16 protein-coding genes are annotated in these 18,049 nt (G+C 64.9%); 5 read left to right on the forward strand and 11 right to left on the reverse strand.

Translation table 11 applies throughout. The features are described 5' to 3' along the window. Both E1956_RS11045 and E1956_RS11050 read left to right on the forward strand, forming a co-directional pair. Positions 1–1,173 (forward strand): tetratricopeptide repeat protein, encoded by a 1,173-nt coding sequence (locus E1956_RS11045; protein WP_134748818.1) that lies wholly within the window; start codon positions 1–3, stop codon positions 1,171–1,173. Between the two features lie 114 nt (positions 1,174–1,287). Beyond that, complete coding sequence (locus E1956_RS11050; protein WP_134748820.1) at positions 1,288–2,793, forward strand: flavin-containing monooxygenase; 1,506 nt, start codon at positions 1,288–1,290, stop codon at positions 2,791–2,793. Between the two features lie 21 nt (positions 2,794–2,814). Here the strand turns inward: E1956_RS11050 and E1956_RS11055 are convergent, their stop codons facing one another. Together E1956_RS11055 and E1956_RS47370 are read right to left on the reverse strand one after the other, a co-directional pair. Then, positions 2,815–3,651, reverse strand: a complete 837-nt coding sequence (locus E1956_RS11055) for a class I SAM-dependent methyltransferase (RefSeq protein WP_232071105.1) — start codon at positions 3,649–3,651, stop codon at positions 2,815–2,817. Positions 3,652–3,720: 69 nt separating this feature from the next. Then, the gene (locus E1956_RS47370) at positions 3,721–3,849 is read right to left on the reverse strand and encodes a hypothetical protein (RefSeq protein ID WP_256377750.1); all 129 of its coding nucleotides are present in this window, start codon (positions 3,847–3,849) and stop codon (positions 3,721–3,723) included. A gap of 290 nt (positions 3,850–4,139) precedes the next feature. On the opposite strand from E1956_RS47370, the gene E1956_RS11060 reads away from it, so the two are divergent. Beyond that, positions 4,140–5,558, forward strand: a complete 1,419-nt coding sequence (locus E1956_RS11060) for a methyl-accepting chemotaxis protein (RefSeq protein ID WP_232071107.1) — start codon at positions 4,140–4,142, stop codon at positions 5,556–5,558. Between the two features lie 91 nt (positions 5,559–5,649). Here E1956_RS11060 and E1956_RS11065 read toward each other — a convergent pair whose 3' ends face one another. The 4 genes from E1956_RS11065 to E1956_RS11080 all read right to left on the reverse strand — a co-directional run bounded on the left by E1956_RS11065 (position 5,650) and on the right by E1956_RS11080 (position 9,815). Next, the gene (locus tag E1956_RS11065) at positions 5,650–6,468 is read right to left on the reverse strand and encodes an ABC transporter permease subunit (protein ID WP_134748822.1); all 819 of its coding nucleotides are present in this window, start codon (positions 6,466–6,468) and stop codon (positions 5,650–5,652) included. Beyond that, positions 6,465–7,400 carry an ABC transporter permease subunit gene (locus E1956_RS11070; RefSeq protein ID WP_134748824.1) on the reverse strand — a complete coding sequence of 312 codons (936 nt, stop codon included), beginning with the start codon at positions 7,398–7,400 and terminating at the stop codon, positions 6,465–6,467. The genes E1956_RS11065 and E1956_RS11070 overlap by 4 nt, the downstream gene beginning before the upstream one ends. Beyond that, positions 7,397–8,557 carry an ABC transporter ATP-binding protein gene (locus E1956_RS11075; RefSeq protein WP_134748826.1) on the reverse strand — a complete coding sequence of 387 codons (1,161 nt, stop codon included), beginning with the start codon at positions 8,555–8,557 and terminating at the stop codon, positions 7,397–7,399. Before E1956_RS11075 ends, E1956_RS11070 begins: the two co-directional genes overlap by 4 nt. 157 nt (positions 8,558–8,714) lie before the next feature. Next, positions 8,715–9,815 carry a polyamine ABC transporter substrate-binding protein gene (locus tag E1956_RS11080; protein WP_134748828.1) on the reverse strand — a complete coding sequence of 367 codons (1,101 nt, stop codon included), beginning with the start codon at positions 9,813–9,815 and terminating at the stop codon, positions 8,715–8,717. Positions 9,816–10,316: 501 nt separating this feature from the next. Between E1956_RS11080 and E1956_RS11085 the strand changes: the two genes are divergently transcribed. Then, entirely contained in the window at positions 10,317–10,520 is a 204-nt protein-coding gene (locus tag E1956_RS11085; protein WP_134748830.1) for a DUF1289 domain-containing protein, read from the forward strand. Positions 10,521–10,650: 130 nt separating this feature from the next. Here the strand turns inward: E1956_RS11085 and E1956_RS11090 are convergent, their stop codons facing one another. The 3 genes from E1956_RS11090 to E1956_RS11100 all read right to left on the reverse strand — a co-directional run bounded on the left by E1956_RS11090 (position 10,651) and on the right by E1956_RS11100 (position 14,174). Next, complete coding sequence (locus E1956_RS11090) at positions 10,651–11,295, reverse strand: OmpW/AlkL family protein (RefSeq protein ID WP_134748832.1); 645 nt, start codon at positions 11,293–11,295, stop codon at positions 10,651–10,653. Between the two features lie 84 nt (positions 11,296–11,379). Then, on the reverse strand, positions 11,380–12,570 hold the full coding sequence (locus E1956_RS11095) for an NAD(P)H-dependent flavin oxidoreductase (protein WP_134748834.1): 1,191 nt from the start codon (positions 12,568–12,570) through the stop codon (positions 11,380–11,382). 170 nt (positions 12,571–12,740) lie between these two features. Beyond that, positions 12,741–14,174: an aldehyde dehydrogenase family protein gene (locus E1956_RS11100; RefSeq protein ID WP_134748836.1), complete on the reverse strand. Its 1,434-nt coding sequence runs from the start codon at positions 14,172–14,174 to the stop codon at positions 12,741–12,743. A 191-nt stretch (positions 14,175–14,365) separates the two neighbouring features. Between E1956_RS11100 and E1956_RS11105 the strand changes: the two genes are divergently transcribed. Then, positions 14,366–15,118 carry a uracil-DNA glycosylase gene (locus E1956_RS11105; RefSeq protein ID WP_167759997.1) on the forward strand — a complete coding sequence of 251 codons (753 nt, stop codon included), beginning with the start codon at positions 14,366–14,368 and terminating at the stop codon, positions 15,116–15,118. A 142-nt stretch (positions 15,119–15,260) separates the two neighbouring features. Here E1956_RS11105 and E1956_RS11110 read toward each other — a convergent pair whose 3' ends face one another. Then, complete coding sequence (locus E1956_RS11110; RefSeq protein WP_129561949.1) at positions 15,261–16,853, reverse strand: ABC-F family ATPase; 1,593 nt, start codon at positions 16,851–16,853, stop codon at positions 15,261–15,263. Between the two features lie 241 nt (positions 16,854–17,094). Further along, positions 17,095–17,997: an NAD(P)-dependent oxidoreductase gene (locus E1956_RS11115; RefSeq protein WP_134748838.1), complete on the reverse strand. Its 903-nt coding sequence runs from the start codon at positions 17,995–17,997 to the stop codon at positions 17,095–17,097. Positions 17,998–18,049: the final 52 nt, after the last annotated feature.

An 18,049-nucleotide genomic window follows, 5' to 3' on the forward strand; every position in this document is an offset into this window, starting at 1 on the left:
ATGAAAAAGTTTCTAGTCGCATTGTTCGCAGCGCTTACGCTCGTGAGCGGCCTGGCGTTTGCCGTGCCGAGCGTCCAGCAAATCGAATCCGCGATGTCGCAAGGCGACTGGCAGCGCGCGGACGCGGGACTCACCCAGGTCCTGCAGGCCCACCCCGACAATGCCCGCGCGCATTACCTCTATGCGCAGGTGCTCAATCGCGAAGGCCGCTACGCCGACGCGCTCACGCAGGTCGAGCAGGCGAAGTCGCTCGATCCGCAGATCCGCTTCACGCAGCCGCAGCGTTTTGCGCAAGTCGAAGCGAAGATCCGCTCCGACGCGACGCGCGCAGGCACCGTCACGACGAACCGCACGAACAACCCCTTCGCACAGCAGACACAGTCGGCGGCACCGGCAGCGCTTGCCACCGCCGCCGTGCCGCAAAAGCACGGCCCTAGCTACGGCATGTGGATCGGCATCGCCGTCGTGCTGGTGGGCGTAGCGCTCGTGCTGCGCTGGACGGTGCGTCGCGCGAAGTCCACCGAAGACGCGAAGGCAGGAGACGACCGCCGCGACCAGCTCAAGCGCGCCACCGACCTGCTCAACGCGGTGCGCTCGCTCAAGCTCGACTTGAGGCTCTCGACGGCGCCCGGCCACGAAGCGCTCGAAAAGGAAGTGGAAGGCTTCGAGACGCAACTGCGCAGTGTGGTCGAAACGCTCTCGGGCAGTACGAACCCGGTGGCCCCGTATCAGATCGAGGATCTCGAGCGCCAGTTCGCAAGCCTCAAGGCCCGCGCCGAGGGCCGGCCCGATCCGAATGCGCAGGCGGCCGCCGCGCCGTCGTATGACGGCAGCGGCTCGGCGTACTCGCGCGAGGCGGACGCCGCGTTCGGGCATAACCCGCAATATCCGCCGCAGTACCCGCCGCAACAGCAGCCGCAGGTCATCGTGCAGCAAGGCGGCGGTGGCATGGGCGGCATGGGTGGTCTGCTCACCGGCGTGTTGCTCGGCGAAGCGCTCAACCGTGGCCGCGAGCGCGACGTGATCATCGACGACGAAAGCCGGCGCAATCCGCGTGACGGCGGCAACGGCGGCGGCGTGGACTTTGGCCAGGGCTCGAACGACTGGGACGATGGCTCGGGCGGCGGCGTCGATATGGGCAGCAACGACAGCTCGGACGACTGGAATACCTGAGCGCGTCCGCCGCGGCCACTCACTAGCCGCAGCCAGGCAACGACGGGCTCCCTCGCGGAGCCCGTTTTGCATCTTTCGCCTCATCCGCCACGCTGCGATTGCATCCATTCAGACATGACCTCACACGCGCCCCCCTCGCAGCAAGCGACACCCAACGCCAAGCCGCGTATCGCCATCGTCGGCAGCGGCTTTGCCGGCATCGGCATGGCGATCCGTCTGCGGCGCATGGGCATCGAGACGTTCACGATCTACGAAGCGGCCGAAAGCCTCGGCGGCACCTGGCGCGACAATGCCTATCCCGGCGCCGCCTGTGATATTCCTTCGCACCTCTACTCATTTTCGTTCGAGCAGAATCCCGACTGGACGCGCACCTATGCACCGCAGCGCGAGATTCTCGACTACCTGCGCCACTGCGCGTACAAGTACGATATCGAGCGCTACATCCACTATCGCTCGCGCGTGAGCGCCGCACGCTTCGACGCAACACGCAGCGTATGGCTCATCGATATCGAGCGCGACGGCGTCATGCATACGGTCGAGGCCGATTTGCTGATTGCCGCGAACGGCCCGCTCTCGCGCCCCGCCCTGCCCGCAGTCGCCGGGCTCGAGCGCTTCGAGGGCAAGCTCTTTCATTCGGCGCGCTGGGACCACGATTACGCGCTCGACGGCAAGCGCGTCGCCGTGATCGGAACCGGGGCAAGCGCGATCCAGTTCGTGCCGCAAATCCAGCCGCGCGTCGCGCAGCTCACAGTATTCCAGCGCACGGCGCCTTGGATCATGCCGCGCCGCGACCGCGCCATCGGCGCGCGCCGGCGCTGGGTGTATCGCCATGTGCCGCTCGCGCAGCGCCTCGCACGCGCGGCGATTTACTGGCAGCTCGAATCGCAAGCGTTGGGGTTCATCGTCGACCGGCGCCTGCTCAATGCGCCGATGAAGTTCGCGCGCAACTATCTCGCGCACAAGGTGAAGGATTCCGCGCTGCGCGCGAAGCTCGCGCCCGACTATGTGCTGGGCTGCAAGCGCGTGCTGCTGTCGAGCGACTATTTTCCGGCGCTGGCGCAGCCGAACGTCAATCTCGTGACCGAGCCGATTCGCGAGGTGGTCGCCGACGGCATCGTCACCTCGGACGGCGTGCATCGCCCATTCGATGCGATCGTTTGCGGCACCGGCTTCCAGGTGAACGACGTGGATGCGCCGTTTCGCGTGACGGGCATCAACGGCGCCGATCTCGGCGACGCATGGCGGCGCGACGGCCCCGAAGCCTATCTCGGCGCAAGCGTGGCGGGCTTTCCGAACTTCTTCATCATCATCGGGCCGAACACGGGCCTCGGGCACAACTCGATGATCTACATGATCGAGTCGCACATCCGCTATATCGCCGACTGCATCCGTACGCTGCAGCGCCGGCGCGCGCGCACGATGAGCGTACGGCCCGAGGCGCAGCAAGCCTTCAACACGAAGCTGCAGGCGCAGCTCGCGCGCACCGTCTGGACCTCGGGCTGCCACAGCTATTACCAGACCCGCAGCGGCAAGGTCACGTCGCTGTGGCCGGGTTTCACGTTCGCGTTTCGGCGACGCACGCGCCGCGTGCGCGAGCGCGACTACGAGTTCGGGCGCTAATCGCTTGCACGCTCCCGGACCTTAGCGGTGCTCCGGCTTGCCCGCATACACGCGCGTCTCGTAGGCAAAGTTCACGCGTCCGTCCCGCTGTGAGGCGTCGAAGAGCTTGCGCAGCGCCGCGAGCATCGGCTCATGACGCGCGTCGCCGGGCTTCGGGGCGTACGACGACGAAGCGAGGCGCCCGCGCAGCCCGTCGTAGTCGAGCAGCTGTGCGTTCGGAAACACGGTCTTCTGCTCGAAGCCGTCGCCGAACCAGTCGGCCATGGCGTCGTCGTCGGGATAAGTCTCGGCCACGCTCGCATAGTCGGTGCTGAATTCGCGCAACAGCGCTTCGTAACCCTCGAGAAACGCCGAGCCCTTCACGAGCCGGCTGTTCCAGAACAACACGATCTTGCCGCGCGGCTTGAGGATGCGCGCGAATTCGCGCCGTGCGCCGGCCTTCTCGAACCAGTGGAACGCCTGCGCCGCCGTCACGAGGTCGACGCTCGCGGTTTCGAGCGTCGTGGCCTCCGCAGTGCCGGCCACGCTGCGAAAGCCGGCATAGTCCGCGAGGTAACGGTCTGCCGCCTCGCGCATCGCCGCGTTCGGCTCGACGGCCACGACCGGGTGGCCCGCATCGAGAAAAAGCTTGCTGGAGATGCCGGTGCCCGCGCCGATGTCGGCCACGGTGGCGCCCGGCGCGACGCCGCATTCGACGTGCGCGAAGGTCGCCACTTCGCGCGGATAGGTCGGCCGGTACTTCACGTAGTCTGCGACCCGGTCAGTGAAGCGCCGGGTGGAATCGTCGATCATCGTCTGCCCTTGTGTCGTTGCCTGCGCACGGACCGCGTGGCCCCTGCGCAGCACGTCAAACCCCATGCAACGCGCTCCGTTGAGCGCGCCGCGCCCGTCCGCCGCTGCCCGGCTGCGCACCGCGCGGCCCCGCACTCAGGCGCCGCTCAAGAGCTTGAGCAACGCCCAGAGGAAGCGGCAGACCATCACAATCAGCTCCCAGAGCTGAATCAGCTGTTGCCAGAGCGCTGCGATCGCGCCCTCCTTCACTAATGCTTCGATCATCGTGCTCCCGCTGCGGGCGGCGCTGCACGCCAGACGGCATGCCACGGGGCGCCCGCTGCCGGCCCGTATTCCCCGATCATAGCCCCTTGCACCTCTCACGCGCTAAAGTCCCCGCGCGGCCTGCCGTAAACGCGTTGAAATCCCGACACTCGCGCGCTCGCTGCGCGACGACCGGGCGCGACACGTCACACAAGAAAAACAGACGGACAGCTTTGCATGGGACGGGACTAAGCGCTAAAGCGCCAAGTCCCGCCGACAGCTTTGCATGGGTCCGGATTAGGAGACACCTGATGACAGTCTTGCGCATGGGCTGGCGCGGCCACCGCCGCACCGGGAAATCGGCTTCGATCGTCGGCGATATCGCTGCGCACGCGGGCCGGCTAAGCATCGAAATCTGCGACGTGTCCGGCCACGTCGACGCCGTTGCCGAACGCGTGCAGCACCAGGCCGGCGTGTGCCACGCGCTGCGCGAGTCGGCGGCGCACACGCTCGCCGGCAATCATCAAATCGCCACGGCCGCGCGCGCCATGCGCGAACTGAGCGCGGGCACTACCGCCACCGTGCAAGCCTCGCAGCAAACCATCGAGGCGTCGCTCGACGATATCCACGGTCTCGTCGAGGGCGTAACCGTCATCGAAAGCCAGATCGGCGCGCTGAAGAGCGCGCTCGCGCACGTCTCGAAGGTCTCCGAAGAAATATCGCTGATCGCCCGGCAGACCCAGCTGCTGGCACTGAACGCCGCCATCGAAGCGGCGCGTGCCGGCGAGATGGGCAAGAGCTTTGCCGTCGTCGCCGCCGAGGTCAAGAACCTCTCGGCCAAGACCGCGCAGGCGACCGGGCAGATCGAGCAGACCCTCGCCCAGCTCACGCAGCAGACCGAACGGCTCTGCGCGGAAGGCGCCGCCAACACCGAGCGCGCGCATCGCGTGCGCGAGGGCACGCACACCATCGGCGAAGCGGTGCACAGCACCGGCGACGCCATCACGCAGCTCGATGCACACGCCGGCCAGATCGCGCAGCTCACGGGCGAGATCGAGGCGAAATGCGACGGCCTGGAAACGCAGGTGAGCCAAATGGCGAACGGCGTGGAAGATTCGAGCCGCAATTTCGCGCAGGCAAAAGACCAGCTCGGCAAGCTGCTCTCGGTCTCCGAAACGCTGATCGAGCTCTCGGCCGCCACCGGCGTTCAGACCGACGACACGCGCTTCATCGAGGCCGTGCAGCGCGCGGCGGCGCAGGTCGGCAAGCTGTTCGAGGCGGCGCTCGCGCGCGGCGAGATCGCCACGACGGACTTGTTCGACCAGACCTACGTCCCGGTGCCCGATACGAATCCGCAGCAGCACGTCACGCGCTTCGCCGCGTTCACCGACCGCGTGCTGCCCGCCATCATCGAGCCGCTGCTGGCCCTCGACGAGCGCGTAGCGTTCTGCGTCGCGATCGATCCGCGCGGCTACATTCCCACGCACAACCGCAAGTTCTCGCATCCGCAGGGCAGCGATCCGGTCTGGAACGCCGCGCACTGCCGCAATCGGCGTATCTTCAACGACCGCACCGGCGTGGCGGCAGGCTCGCATACGAAGCCGTTCCTGCTGCAGACTTACCGGCGCGACATGGGCGGCGGCCAGTTCGCGATGATGAAGGACGCCTCCGCGCCCATCGTCGTGAACGGGCGGCATTGGGGCGGCCTGCGCATGGGATATCGGCTTTGAGCTTTGCGTGCTGTCTGGCCGATAACGCAAAACGGCGCGTGAGCCGAAGCCCACGCGCCGCTTTCCACGGAATCGCTCGCTTGCGAGCGCGTCAGACCGCCATCGCCATGCGCTTGCGCTCGGCGCGCTGCATGAAGTAGTTGCCGACGATCACACCCGCCGTCACCACGAGGATGAAGAGCGTTGCGAGCGCATTCATCTCCGGATTCAGGCCAAGGCGCACGCGCGAGAACACCACGAGCGGCAGCGTCGTCGAGCCGGGGCCCGAGAGGAAGGCCGAAAGCACGAGGTCGTCGATCGAAAGCGTGAACGAGAGCAGCCAGCCCGCCGCGAGCGCCTGCGAGATCAGCGGCAGCGTGATCTGGAAGAACACCTTGAACGGCGTGGCCCCCAGGTCGAGCGCGGCCTCTTCCAGCGAAGGATTGAGCTCGCGCACGCGCGACTGCACGATGATGGCCACATAGGAAATGCACAGCATCACGTGGCCGATCCAGATCGTGAACACGCCGCGCCCCGCCGGCCAGCCGAACAGCTTGCCCATTTCCACGAACAGCAGCAGAAGCGAGATGCCCTGGATCACTTCGGGAATCACGAGCGGCGCGTTGATCATGCCGGTATAGAGCGTGAAGCCGCGAAAGCGCCCCATGCGCGCGAGCACGAAGCCCGCCCATGTGCCGATGATCACCGAGGCGAACGCCGTCATCAGCGCGATGCGCAGCGACAACCACGCAGCCGTGATGAGCTCGTCGTCGGTCGCGAGCGCCTGGTACCAGCGCGTCGAGAAACGCGTCCACACGGTCACGAGCTGCGAGTCGTTGAACGAGTAGACGATCAGGCTGAGGATCGGAATGTAGAGGAACGCGAAGCCGAGGCCGAGCGCGATGAACATCAAAACGCGATTCGGCTTCATTTGCCGCGGCCCTCCAGCTCTTTCGCCTGGAAGTGCTGGAACAGCGCCATCGGCACGAGCAGCAGCAGCACCATGGCGCAGGTGACGGCGGAGGCCATCGGCCAGTCGGCGTTGTCGAAGAACTCGTTCCACATGACGCGGCCGATCATCAGCGTGTTCGCGCCGCCGAGCAACTCGGGGATCACGTACTCGCCCACCGCCGGAATGAAGACCAGCAGGCAGCCCGCGATGATGCCGTTCTTCGAGAGCGGCAGCGTGATCTCCAGGAACGCGCGCCACGGCTTCGCGCCCAGGTCGTAGGCGGCTTCGAGCAGCGTGAGGTCCATCTTCACGAGGTGCGCGTAGAGCGGCATCACGAGAAACGGCAGATACGAATACACCATGCCGATATAGACTGCGGTGTTCGTATGATAGAGCTCGATGGGCGTATGGATGAGGCCCGTCGACATCAGGAAATTATTCAGCAGTCCGTTGTTCTTCAGAATGCCGATCCACGCGTAGACGCGGATCAGGAATGACGTCCAGAACGGCAGCATCACCGCCATCATGAGGATGTTGCGCGTGGACGGGTTCGAGCGCGCAATGTAGTACGCCATCGGATAGCCGATCAGCAGGCACAACAGCGTCGAGATGGCCGCGACCACCACCGAATTCACGTAGGTCGCGAAATACAGGCTGTCCTGGAACAGGAACGCGTAGTGCGAGAGATCGAGCGCGATGTGCCAGACGCCGTCCGTGAACGTCGTGAGCTCCGTGTACGGCGGAATCCCAAGCTGCTGGTCGGCGAAACTGATCTTCACGACCAGGATGAACGGCACGAGGAAGAACAGCAGCAGCCAGAAGAACGGACCGGCCACCACGGCCGTGCGGCCGGTCAGGTTGAAGCGCTGCGCCGGCCAGTTCAGGATGCGCTTGAAGGTCAGCGCACTCATGACGTCAGCACCACGCCAGCCGATGCGCTCCAGCGCACGTAGACCTCGTCTTCCCAGGTGGGCGAATCGATCTCGGAGAGCGCGAGGCTCGACATGTTCGCGATCACCGTCTTGCCCGAATCGAGCTTGACGTGATAGAGCGAGTAGCCACCCATGTACGCGATGTTCTTGACGACGCCCTTGCCCCAGTTGAAGGTCCCCTCGGGCGGCTTGCGCGTGAGCGCGATGCGCTCGGGGCGCACCGAGATCGTCACGGGCATGCCGAGCGGGCCGGAAATGCCGTGGCTCACATAGAGGCGCACGGGCAGGTCCGGCGATTCGACGAACACGTGATCGGGCTCGTCTTCCACCACGGTGCCCTCGAACAGGTTCGTCGAGCCGATGAACTCCGCCGAGAAGCGGCTGTTCGGAAATTCGTAGACTTCATTGGGCGCGCCGAGCTGCACGATCTGGCCTTCGCTCATGACGGCAAGGCGGTTGGCCATCGTCATCGCCTCTTCCTGGTCGTGCGTGACCATGATGCAGGTGACGCCCACCTTCTCGAGAATATTGACGAGCTCGATCTGCGTGCGCTGGCGAATCTGCTTGTCGAGCGCCGACATCGGCTCGTCGAGCAGCAGCAGCTTGGGGCGCTTGACGAGCGAACGCGCGAGCGCCACGCGCTGCTGCTGGCCGCCCGAGAGCTGATGCGGCTTGCGCTTGGCGAAACGCGACATCTGCACGAGTTCAAGCGCGTTGGCCACGCGGTCCTTGAGTTCGCCCTTCTTCACGCCTTCCTGGCGCAGCCCGAAGCCGACGTTGGACTCCACCGTCATATGCGGAAAGAGCGCATACGACTGGAACATCATGTTGACCGGGCGGCGGTACGGCGGCAGCGCCGCGAGATCTTCGCCGTCGATCAGGATCTTGCCCGAGGTGATCGTCTCCAGACCCGCGAGCATGCGCAGCAAGGTGGACTTGCCGCAGCCCGAGCTGCCAAGCAGCGCGAACAGTTCGCCCTTCTTGACGGACAGGTTGACACCCTTGACGGCCGTCGTTTCGCCGAACTTCTTGACGACGTCGACGACCTGCACGAAGTTGTCCACGGCCGGGTCTGCCGCGGTGAAGCCCGAAGGCAGCGCGCCGGAGGCTACCGGCACGCTCGTCTGGTCACTCATGATTCTCTCTGCCCTGCCTGGTTCTGCCTTGATGCTGGACGGGGTTGACGAACAAAGCCCCCGGCATCGTGCCGAGGGCTCGGGTAATACGATCACTGTGCGCTAACGGGGCGCCAGGCGCACGCGGAAGGCGGCCGGGAACTCACGCGCCGGCGCGTCAGCGGCCCGACTTGAACTCGGTCCACAGACGCGTCTGCAGACGCTGGATCTCAGGCGGCAGCGGCTTGAGCAGGAACAGCGTCTTCAGGACTTCCGGCGGCGGGTACACGGCCGGGTCGTTGGCGATGTCCTTGTTCACGTACTTGCGCGCTTCGGCGTTCGCACTCGGGTAGTAGACCGCATTCGTGATGGCCGCGTGAACCTGCGGCGTCTCGATGTAGTTGATCCACTCGAGCGCCGCTTCCTTGTGCTGCGCATCCTTCGGGATGGTCATCACGTCAAACCAGATCGGCGCGCCGCCCTTCGGAATGTAGTACTCGATCTTGAACGGCTTCTTCGCGTCGATGGCACGGTGCTTGGCGATCACGACGTCGCCCGACCAGCCGTAGGCGAAGCAGATGTCGCCGCCGACGAGGTCGTTGATGTAGCCCGACGAGTTGAATTGCGTGATGTACGGACGGATCTTCTTCATCATCGCGAGCGCCGCACGATAGTCGTCCGGGTTCGTCGAGAGCGGGTCCTTGCCGATGTAGTGCAGCGCGGCTGCAAACATCTGGTCCGGCGCGTCGAGCACGGACACGCCGCAGGCCTTCAGCTTCGAGATGTTCTCGGGCTTGAAGAGGATGTCCCAGTTGTCGAGCGGCACATTCTTGCCGAGGATCTGCTGCGCCTTCGTGACGTTATAGGCGAGACCAGTCGTGCCGTAGGCCCAGGGCACGGCGAACTTGTTGCCCGGATCCGCGCCGGCGACCAGCGCCATCAATTGCGGATCGAGATACTTGAGGTTGGGGATCTTCGACTTGTCGAGCGGCGCGAAGATGCCGGCGGCGATCTGCTTGCCCGCGTAGTTGCTGGTCGGCACGACGATGTCGTAGCCCGAATTGCCGGCGAGCAGCTTGGCCTGGAGCGTGTCGTCGCTGTCGTAGTTGTCGTACTTGACCTGAATGCCGGTCTGCTTCTGGAAGTTAGGAATCGTGTCCTTGGCGATGTAGTCGGACCAGTTGTACACGTTCAGTTGCGTATCCTTCGCCACCGACGTCAGCCACGGCGCCGCGCACAGCGCGAGTACAGCCAGCTTCGCCAAAACCCGTTTCTTCATCCCGTTCTCCGCTTGTTTGCCTGTCTTTAGCCTGGATCTGGCTGGGTGCGAGCCCGCTCGCGCCGGCCGTGCACCTGGCCTGTCTGCCGCGTCCGGCGCGGCTCTGCTGCATTTACCGAACCTACCATCAAACCTGCCATGCGACAAAAAAAGCGCGCCGGCGTGTCGCGCAAACGGAACAGGATCTGCCGCGCAGCGAGGACGGTCACCGTAGATGGCTATAGGGGACGGTAAATCGCGCGCAATTTTAGCCGTTTATCCAGCCCTGTCCACCAAAAAAACGGCCCGCACAACGGTCGCGCGACGCCGTTACTCGCCAGGCCGTGGGCCGGTCCGGTTGAATGAATTCGTAAGGCATGCACTACGCATTCGGTCCTGTCGTTGTCCCCTCAGCCAACCGGGCAAAGAAGACCGCGCCGGCGAATCGGTTAACATAGCGGGGTTTTCCGTACGGCCGGTGCGCATGTTTGTGTGCTGGCCATCCCGCCCCAAGACATATCGATGGCCTCCAATCTCCACGACCTCCCCGACAGCCCGTGCATCGGCGTGTGCTCGACGCTCTTCGACGAAATCTGCAAAGGCTGCGGCCGCACCGCGACGGAAGTCTCAAACTGGGTCTTTCTGACCGACGAGGAAAAGCGCGCCGTCTGGAAGCGTATCGAGCACGAAGGCACCGCCATGCGCTTTCAGAAGAACCGCGCGTAGCCTGACGCGTCTAGCCGGCCGCACCTGACCCGCCGTGGCAGGCCAGGCGAACAAGGCGAAAAAAAACGCCGGACGAGCCGGCGTTGCTTTCGTGTCGACGTTGCGCAGGGCTCACCTCGCGCGCCGGCCATCAGAACTTCATGCCAACACCCACGCCCACTACGAGCGGGTCGATATAGAGCGTGCCGAGCGACGAGCCATTGAGCGACGCGCCCGTGCGCATCCAGATCTTCTTGATGTCCGCGTTCACGAAAACGTTCTTCGCGACCTGATAATCGACGCCGAACTGCAGCGCCGGGCCGAAGCTATGGTTGTCGATCGACACGGACTGGTCGCCGACGTGCAGACCGTTGTTGTAGAACAGCGTGTAGTTGATGCCGGCGCCGACGTACGGCCGGAACACGCCCGCGTTGTTGAAGTGATACTGCAGCAGCAGCGTGGGCGGCAGCACGCCAACGCCACCCAGCGCACCGAGGCTCGACGTGATCTGGTTGCGCGAGGTGCCGAGAATGAGCTCAGCGCCGATGTTGTTCGTCACCATGTAGGTGAAGTCGAGCTCGGGAACGATCGCGTTGTTGACGTCCGCCTTGATCGCATTGAGGGTGCCGTTCGAGCCGACCTGCGGCGTGATGGCGATCGCTCGCAGACGCACGAGCCAGTCGCCCGCGTAAATGCCCGTTTCAGGTGTGCTGGCAGCGTGAGCGGCCGATGCGGCGAAAGCCGCACCGAGCGCGAGTGCGGCGGCCGCCGCGATGGTTTTGAATTGCCTCTTCATGATGGTTATCCCCGTTATCCCTGCGCTGATTCGCAAGTCCGTAGGAATTGTCAACGGGGGGCTCCATCGCGAATTTGATGGCCGTCAGGTCAGCGCAAATGCCGCCCGATGTGCGACAGCGGGTCGCGAAACTCCAGTCAAAAGCAGCTCCAACAGGTCCCTGACGCTGCGGATGGCGTTGCCAAATGGCAACGCTTCACGGCCACGAAAGAACAGGCCATTCGCCACGTCGCCGCGCAACGCCGCCGCAAGACGCGTATCGATGCAGAAATGGCCGAATTTTTCGATGCCGTCACGCAGACCACAGATCGACAGGCATTCGAGGCCGGTCGGACACGCGTTCTTGACGAGGCCGATCTTGTTGCGGATGCGCGACTCGTTGCGCAGATAACGGTCGAGCCACGGCGTCTTCACCGCACGCGCGGGCAGGCCGGTCACGCTCACGAACTCGACGATGTCCTCCGGTTTGGCGTCGACGAGCACGCGCTTGAAGTTCGGATGCGCATCGCCCTCCTCCGTCACGGCGAACGGCGTGCCCACCTGCACGCCGTTGGCGCCCGAATCGAGCCACTTGCGCACGGCCTCGTGGCTGTTGATGCCGCCCGCCACGATGAGCGGCACCTCGCGGCGCGTGATGCCCAGCGACGCATAGACGCCGTCGAGCTCATCGAAGATGCGATCGAACGCGAAGCGCTCATTGCCCATGTCGGCGATATCGGTCACGCCGAGATGACCGCCCGCGTGCGCGGGATGCTCGAGCACGACGGCGTCGGGCAGACGCCCTTTCTTCATCCACTTCTTGAGCACGAGCGAAACGCCGCGCGCATCGGAAAGGATCGGCACGAGCGCGATGTCCACGCCCTGGGTGAGGTCGGGCAGATCGAGCGGCAGGCCCGCGCCCATGACGATCGCATCGGCGCCATGCTCGCAGGCCGCGCGCACGTAGTCGGCATGGGCATTGACCGCCTTCATGACGTTCACGGCGATCATGCCTTTGCCCTGCGCGAGCTTGCGCGCAGCCTCGATCTCGCGGCCGAGCGCGACGAGATTCGCGCGCGCCAGCGTCTCGTGCCGCGGGTCGGCACGGCACAGCGCGATGAGGTCAGGGTGATGATGGCGCAGGTCGATGCTCGCGATGGTGCCAAGCGCGCCTTCGCGCGCGACGCTGCCCGCGAGCCGGTGCGCCGAGATGCCGACGCCCATGCCGCCTTGCACGATGGGCAGCAGTTGGCGGCCGCGGATGTCGAGCGGCGCGAAAGAATGTGTAGGAAACATGGAGACCCGCTTTGCGTTGTCGATGGCAAAGCGTCAATGGTCGCGCGCCGCCCACGAACGATATTGATAAATATCAATAAAAAATGCGGAGAACCGCAAAGATCTCCGCATTAATGACACAAATCAAAACGCCGCACCGAAACATTTGCAAGGCGCGAATCGGCTTCAGATCAAGGCTTCGGCACCTTGAACTGCATCGACTTGTACTCCAGGTACTCTTCGAGGCCGTATACGCCGTTCTCTCGGCCATGGCCCGACTGCTTGAAGCCGCCGAACGGCGCGGCCATGTTCCATGTGCCGCCGTTGATGTCGATCTGGCCCGTGCGGATGCGCCGCGCCACGCGTGCCGCGCGCTCGTCGCTGCCGGCCCAGACGGCGCCGCCCAGGCCGTAGGGCGAGTCGTTGGCGATCGCCACGGCGTCGTCCTCGTCCCTGGCCGTAAGGATCGTGAGCACCGGTCCGAAGATCTCTTCCTGCGCAATGGCGGCGTCGCGCGGCACGCGGCCGAACACGGTCGGCTTCACGAAGAAGCCCTTCGTCACGCCCTCTGGCAAGCCCGCGCCGCCCGTCACCAGTTCGGCGCCATCGGCAATGCCGCGCTCGATGTACTGCTGCACGCGCTCTTGCTGCACCTTCGAGGCGAGCGGCCCGAGCTTGGCCTTCTCGTCACGCGGATCGCCAACCGTGTAGGCTTCGACGGCCTCCTTCGCGAGTGCGCGCGCTTCTTCGTAGCGCGCTTCCGGCACGATCATGCGGGTGTGCGCCGAGCAGGTCTGCCCTGAGTTCAGGAAGCAGGCGCCCACGGTGCCCTTCACGGCCGCCGCGAAATCCGCGTCGTCGAGCACCACCGAGGCCGACTTGCCGCCCAGCTCCAGCGCCACGCGCTTGACCGTGGCCGAAGCCACCTCCGACACGCGCTTGCCCGCGCGCGTCGAGCCGGTGAACGAGACCATGTCGACGTCGCGATGACGCGCGAGCAATTCGCCGACCACCGGCCCATAGCCGGTCACGAGATTGAAGACGCCCGCGGGCAGGCCCGCCTCGTGAATGGCCTCGGCGAGCACGAACGCGTTGAGCGGCGCCACCTCGGACGGCTTGAGCACGACCGTGCAGCCCGCGGCGAGCGCGGCGGCCACCTTGAGCGTGATCTGATTGAGCGGATAGTTCCACGGCGTGATGGCCGCGACCACGCCCACCGGCTCGCGCACGACGAGCGAGTTGCCCACGCGCTCCTCGTACTGGAACTCGTTCGCGAGCTTCGCATAAGCGCCCCAGTTGTAGACGGGACCGCCCACCTGGATCGCGCGCGCGAGCTTGAGCGGCATGCCCACTTCGCCGGCGATCAACTGGGCGAGTTCGTCGGTGCGGGCCTTGAGGTTATCGGCGATTTTCTGGAGATACGCGCCGCGTTCCTGCGGGCTCGTTGCCGCCCATGTATCGAAAGCCGCGCGCGCGGCGGCGATGGCCGCTTCGGCATCGGCTTCGTTGCCTTCGGGGATGCGGCCCATGACGGCCTCGGTGCCCGAGTCAATCACGTCGATCGTGCCTTTGCCGTGCGGCGCGACCCATTGGCCGTTGATGTAGAACTGTTCGTAGTGGTTCATGGTGTCTCCGTGTTCGTTTGCGTTTGCCGCGCGATCTCCAGTCTGCGCGGCGGCAACTTTGCATTCTAGCGTGGTTGACGGTTACGTAAGCTGTTGCACGCGCGCGGCGCGTATCGAATGCCAGCCGGCATGCGATACGCAAATTGACGAGCTGATAGAGTCGTGAAAACGCTTCGCCGGACGTCGCTTCCATGACCGCCGCTCAAGACTTCGTTCAGCGCCTCGCACAGTGGCCTCGTATGGCCAATGTGTTCAACCCCTGGTCCGAAGCGGATGAGCGCGACGCGCCAGCAGTGGACGCGCCAGCGATTCGCCAGCAACAACTGGCCGCGTATCTCGAATGCCGCCAGGCAAGCGCCACGGTGATACTGATCGCGGAGGCGCTGAGCTACCGTGGCGGTCGCTTTACGGGCATCGCCATGACTTCCGAGCGGATTCTGCTGGGCAAAGACCCGGTGCTCAATGAGCGCGCCACGCGCTTGAATCTCAATCCCTTATGCGACTTGCGTCCCGGCCTGGCCATGCGCACCAGCAACCCCGGTAAGCTTGCCAGAGACACAGACCGCAAAGACGGGGTCTATGAACGAACGGCCTCGATCGTCTGGCGAACGATGCTTGACAACGGATTCGCGCCGATGGACTTCGCGCTGTGGAATGCGCTCCCGTTCCACCCGTTTATCGCGGGGAACACCCAGAGCAACAGAAGTCCCTCGAGTCAGGAATTGCTGGCGACGAAGCGCATCCTGGCCGACTTTATCAGCCTGTTCTCGCGGCCCGTGCACTTCGTCGCGTTAGGGAGAAAAGCCGAACGCGCTTTGGGAGATCACCTGCCAGCGCCAGTATGCGAGCAGCTCTGGCGTGCCCGGCACCCTGCGGCTCGAGGGCAAGTGAGTCCCACGAGGATGCTGGACGATGTTGTTCGAGAACTCACGCCGCTTCAGTAACAGCCCGTCCGTTACGCGCGACGAACCGGCAGCCAAAGTCGGAGTGCACGCGTGCAGACCGCAAAAGCAAAACGGGCGACGCATTCGCGCCGCCCGTTTCCATTTCACGCCCGGATCGCCGGAATGAATTGGCGATCGGACCTCAATGCAGCCCCTGGCTTGCGAGGAAGTCCTCGTAGTTGCCGCTGTAGTCGTTGATCTTGCCGTCGGTCTTCACTTCGATGATGCGGTTGGCGAGACCGTTCACGAACTCGCGGTCGTGCGACACGAAGATCAGCGTGCCTTCGAACTTTTCGAGCGCGATCTGCAGCGACTCAATCGATTCCATGTCCATGTGGTTGGTGGGCTCGTCCATGAGCAGCACGTTGTGGCGGCCGAGCATCAGCTTGCCCCAGATCATGCGGCCCTTCTCCCCGCCCGACAACACCTTGACCGACTTGCGGATGTCGTCGGCGTTAAAGAGCAGACGGCCCAGCGTGCCGCGCACGGATTGCTCGTCGTCGCCTTCCTGGCGGTACTGGTCGATCCAGTCCATCAGCGTGACGTCAGCCGGAAACTCTTCGTACGTGTCCTGCGGCATGTAACCGATGTTCGCGTTCTCGGCCCACTTCACCGAGCCGTTATCGACGGCCAGGTTGCCGAGCAGCGAGCGCAGCAGCGTGGTCTTGCCCGCGCCGTTCTCACCGATGATCGCAATACGCTCGCCCGGCTGCACGCTGATGCTGAGCTTGTTGAAGATGCGGCGTTCGTACGTCTTCGTGATCTCTTCCGCGACCACGACGATGTTGTGCAGCTTCTTCTCGAACTCGAAGCGGATGAACGGGTTCTGACGCGAAGAAGGCTTGAAGTCCTCGATCTTGATCTTGTCGATCATCTTCAGACGGCTGGTTGCCTGACGCGCCTTCGACTTGTTCGCAGAGAAGCGGCGCACGAAGTCCTGGAGATCGGCCACACGTTCCTTGGCCTTCTGGTTGGCCGCTTGCTGACGCTCGCGCGCCTGCGTCGACGCCAGCATGTAGTCGTCGTAGTTGCCCGGCCAGACCTTCAACGTGCCATAGTCCATGTCCGCCATGTGCGTGCAGACCTGGTTCAGGAAGTGTCGATCGTGGGAGATGATGATCATCGTCGAGTTGTACTCGTTCAGAACATCTTCCAGCCAGCGGATCGAGTTGATGTCGAGGTTGTTGGTCGGTTCGTCGAGCAGCAGAACATCGGGCTTCGAGAACAGCGCCTGCGCGAGCAGCACGCGCAGCTTCCAGCCCGGCGCCACGCCGCTCATCGGGCCGTTGTGGAATTCCGTGTCGATGCCGATGCCGAGCAGCAGTTCGCCCGCGCGCGCTTCGGCCGTGTAGCCGTCGTACTCGGCGAACTTCGCCTCGAGTTCGGCGGCGTGCATGTAGTCGTCGTCGGTCGCCTCGGGGTTCGCGTAGATCGCGTCGCGCTCGGTCATCGCGGCCCACATTTCCGTGTGGCCCATCATGACGACATCGAGCACGCGCACGTCTTCGTACGCGAACTGGTCCTGGCGCAGCTTGCCCAGACGCACGTTCGGCTCGAGGATCACGTTGCCGGCGCTCTGCTCGAGGTCGCCGCCCAGGATCTTCATGAACGTGGATTTGCCGCAACCGTTCGCGCCGATCAGGCCATAGCGGTTGCCCTCGCCGAATTTGACCGAGATGTTCTCGAACAAGGGCTTCGGCCCGAATTGCATGGTGATGTTGGCGGTAGAGAGCACAGCGCGTCCCGGAAAGTAGATCGACGAAAAACCTGTAATTTTAGCAGGTTATGCCAGTTCGCGCGCGGCTGCCAGCGCTCTGGTCTCGCGAGCGCGCTCGGGGAAATTACCGGAAATTCGTGGCAGATTCGTGCCGGCGGCGCGCAGGCTGCCTGATGCTGGTCTGGGGACCCCGACGGGTGCCCGGGGAGCCTGGAAACCCTGGTACCCGCTTTCCGCCCGGCTCCCCGGCCCAAGGCCCTCAACCGCGCCGCGGGATCTGCAGGACGTCGACGAAGCCCGAGAGGTCCGCCTCGGCCAGCCCCATCGCCGCGCCAAGGCGCAGGATTTGCTGCACGGCGCCCGCGACCGGCATGGGCGTGCCGGTCTGGCGCGCGGCGTCCGCGACCGTGTCAACGTCCTTCTGGAACGTTTTCAGCGCGCCGATCGGCGCAAGGCCCTCCTGCGTCATGCGCGGCACGAACGTGCGCAGCAGCGTGGAGTCGGCCCAGCCGCCCGCGAGCGCCTCGGGCAGCTTGGCGGCGTCGATGCCGCTGCGGCGCGCGAGGCCCACCGCCTCGGCGATTGCCGCGACCGTCGCCGTGACGATCGCCTGGTTGCACAGCTTCGTGGTCTGGCCCGCGCCGGGGCCGCCCATGTGCGTCACCCGCGCCGCGTAGGCGGCAAGGATCGGCGCAACGGCGTCGACGTCTTGCGCCGCCCCACCCGCCATGACCGCGAGCGAGCCCGCCTGCGCGCCCGCCACGCCGCCCGAGACCGGTGCATCGACCCAGCCCACGCCGAGCGCCGCCGCGCGCGCAGCCAGCTCGCGCGTCAGCTCGGGCGGAATGCTCGAGTGATCGACGATGCAGCGCACGCGCACGCTGCGCCCGTCCTCGCTCTCAACGCCGGCCAGCAAGCCGTGTTCGCCGAATACCACTTGCTCGACCGCGGCGCCGTCCGCGACGCACAGCAGCACCACGTCCGCGTGCTGGGCCAGCTGCGCCGGCGTGGCGGCAACCTGCGCACCGTCGGGAACCAGCGCCTCGGCCTTCTCGGGCGTACGGTTCCACACGCGCACTGCGTTACCCGCGCGCAACAGGTGGCGGATCATCGGCGCGCCCATCAAGCCCGGTCCGCAAAATCCCAGTTCCTGCTTCTGCATCTTCTTCGTCTCCTGCTTCGTGTCTCGCTACGTTCCGGCTCATTGCATTTCA

This window comes from Paraburkholderia pallida (assembly GCF_004524855.1).
Classification (GTDB): Bacteria; Pseudomonadota; Gammaproteobacteria; order Burkholderiales; family Burkholderiaceae; genus Paraburkholderia; species Paraburkholderia oxyphila.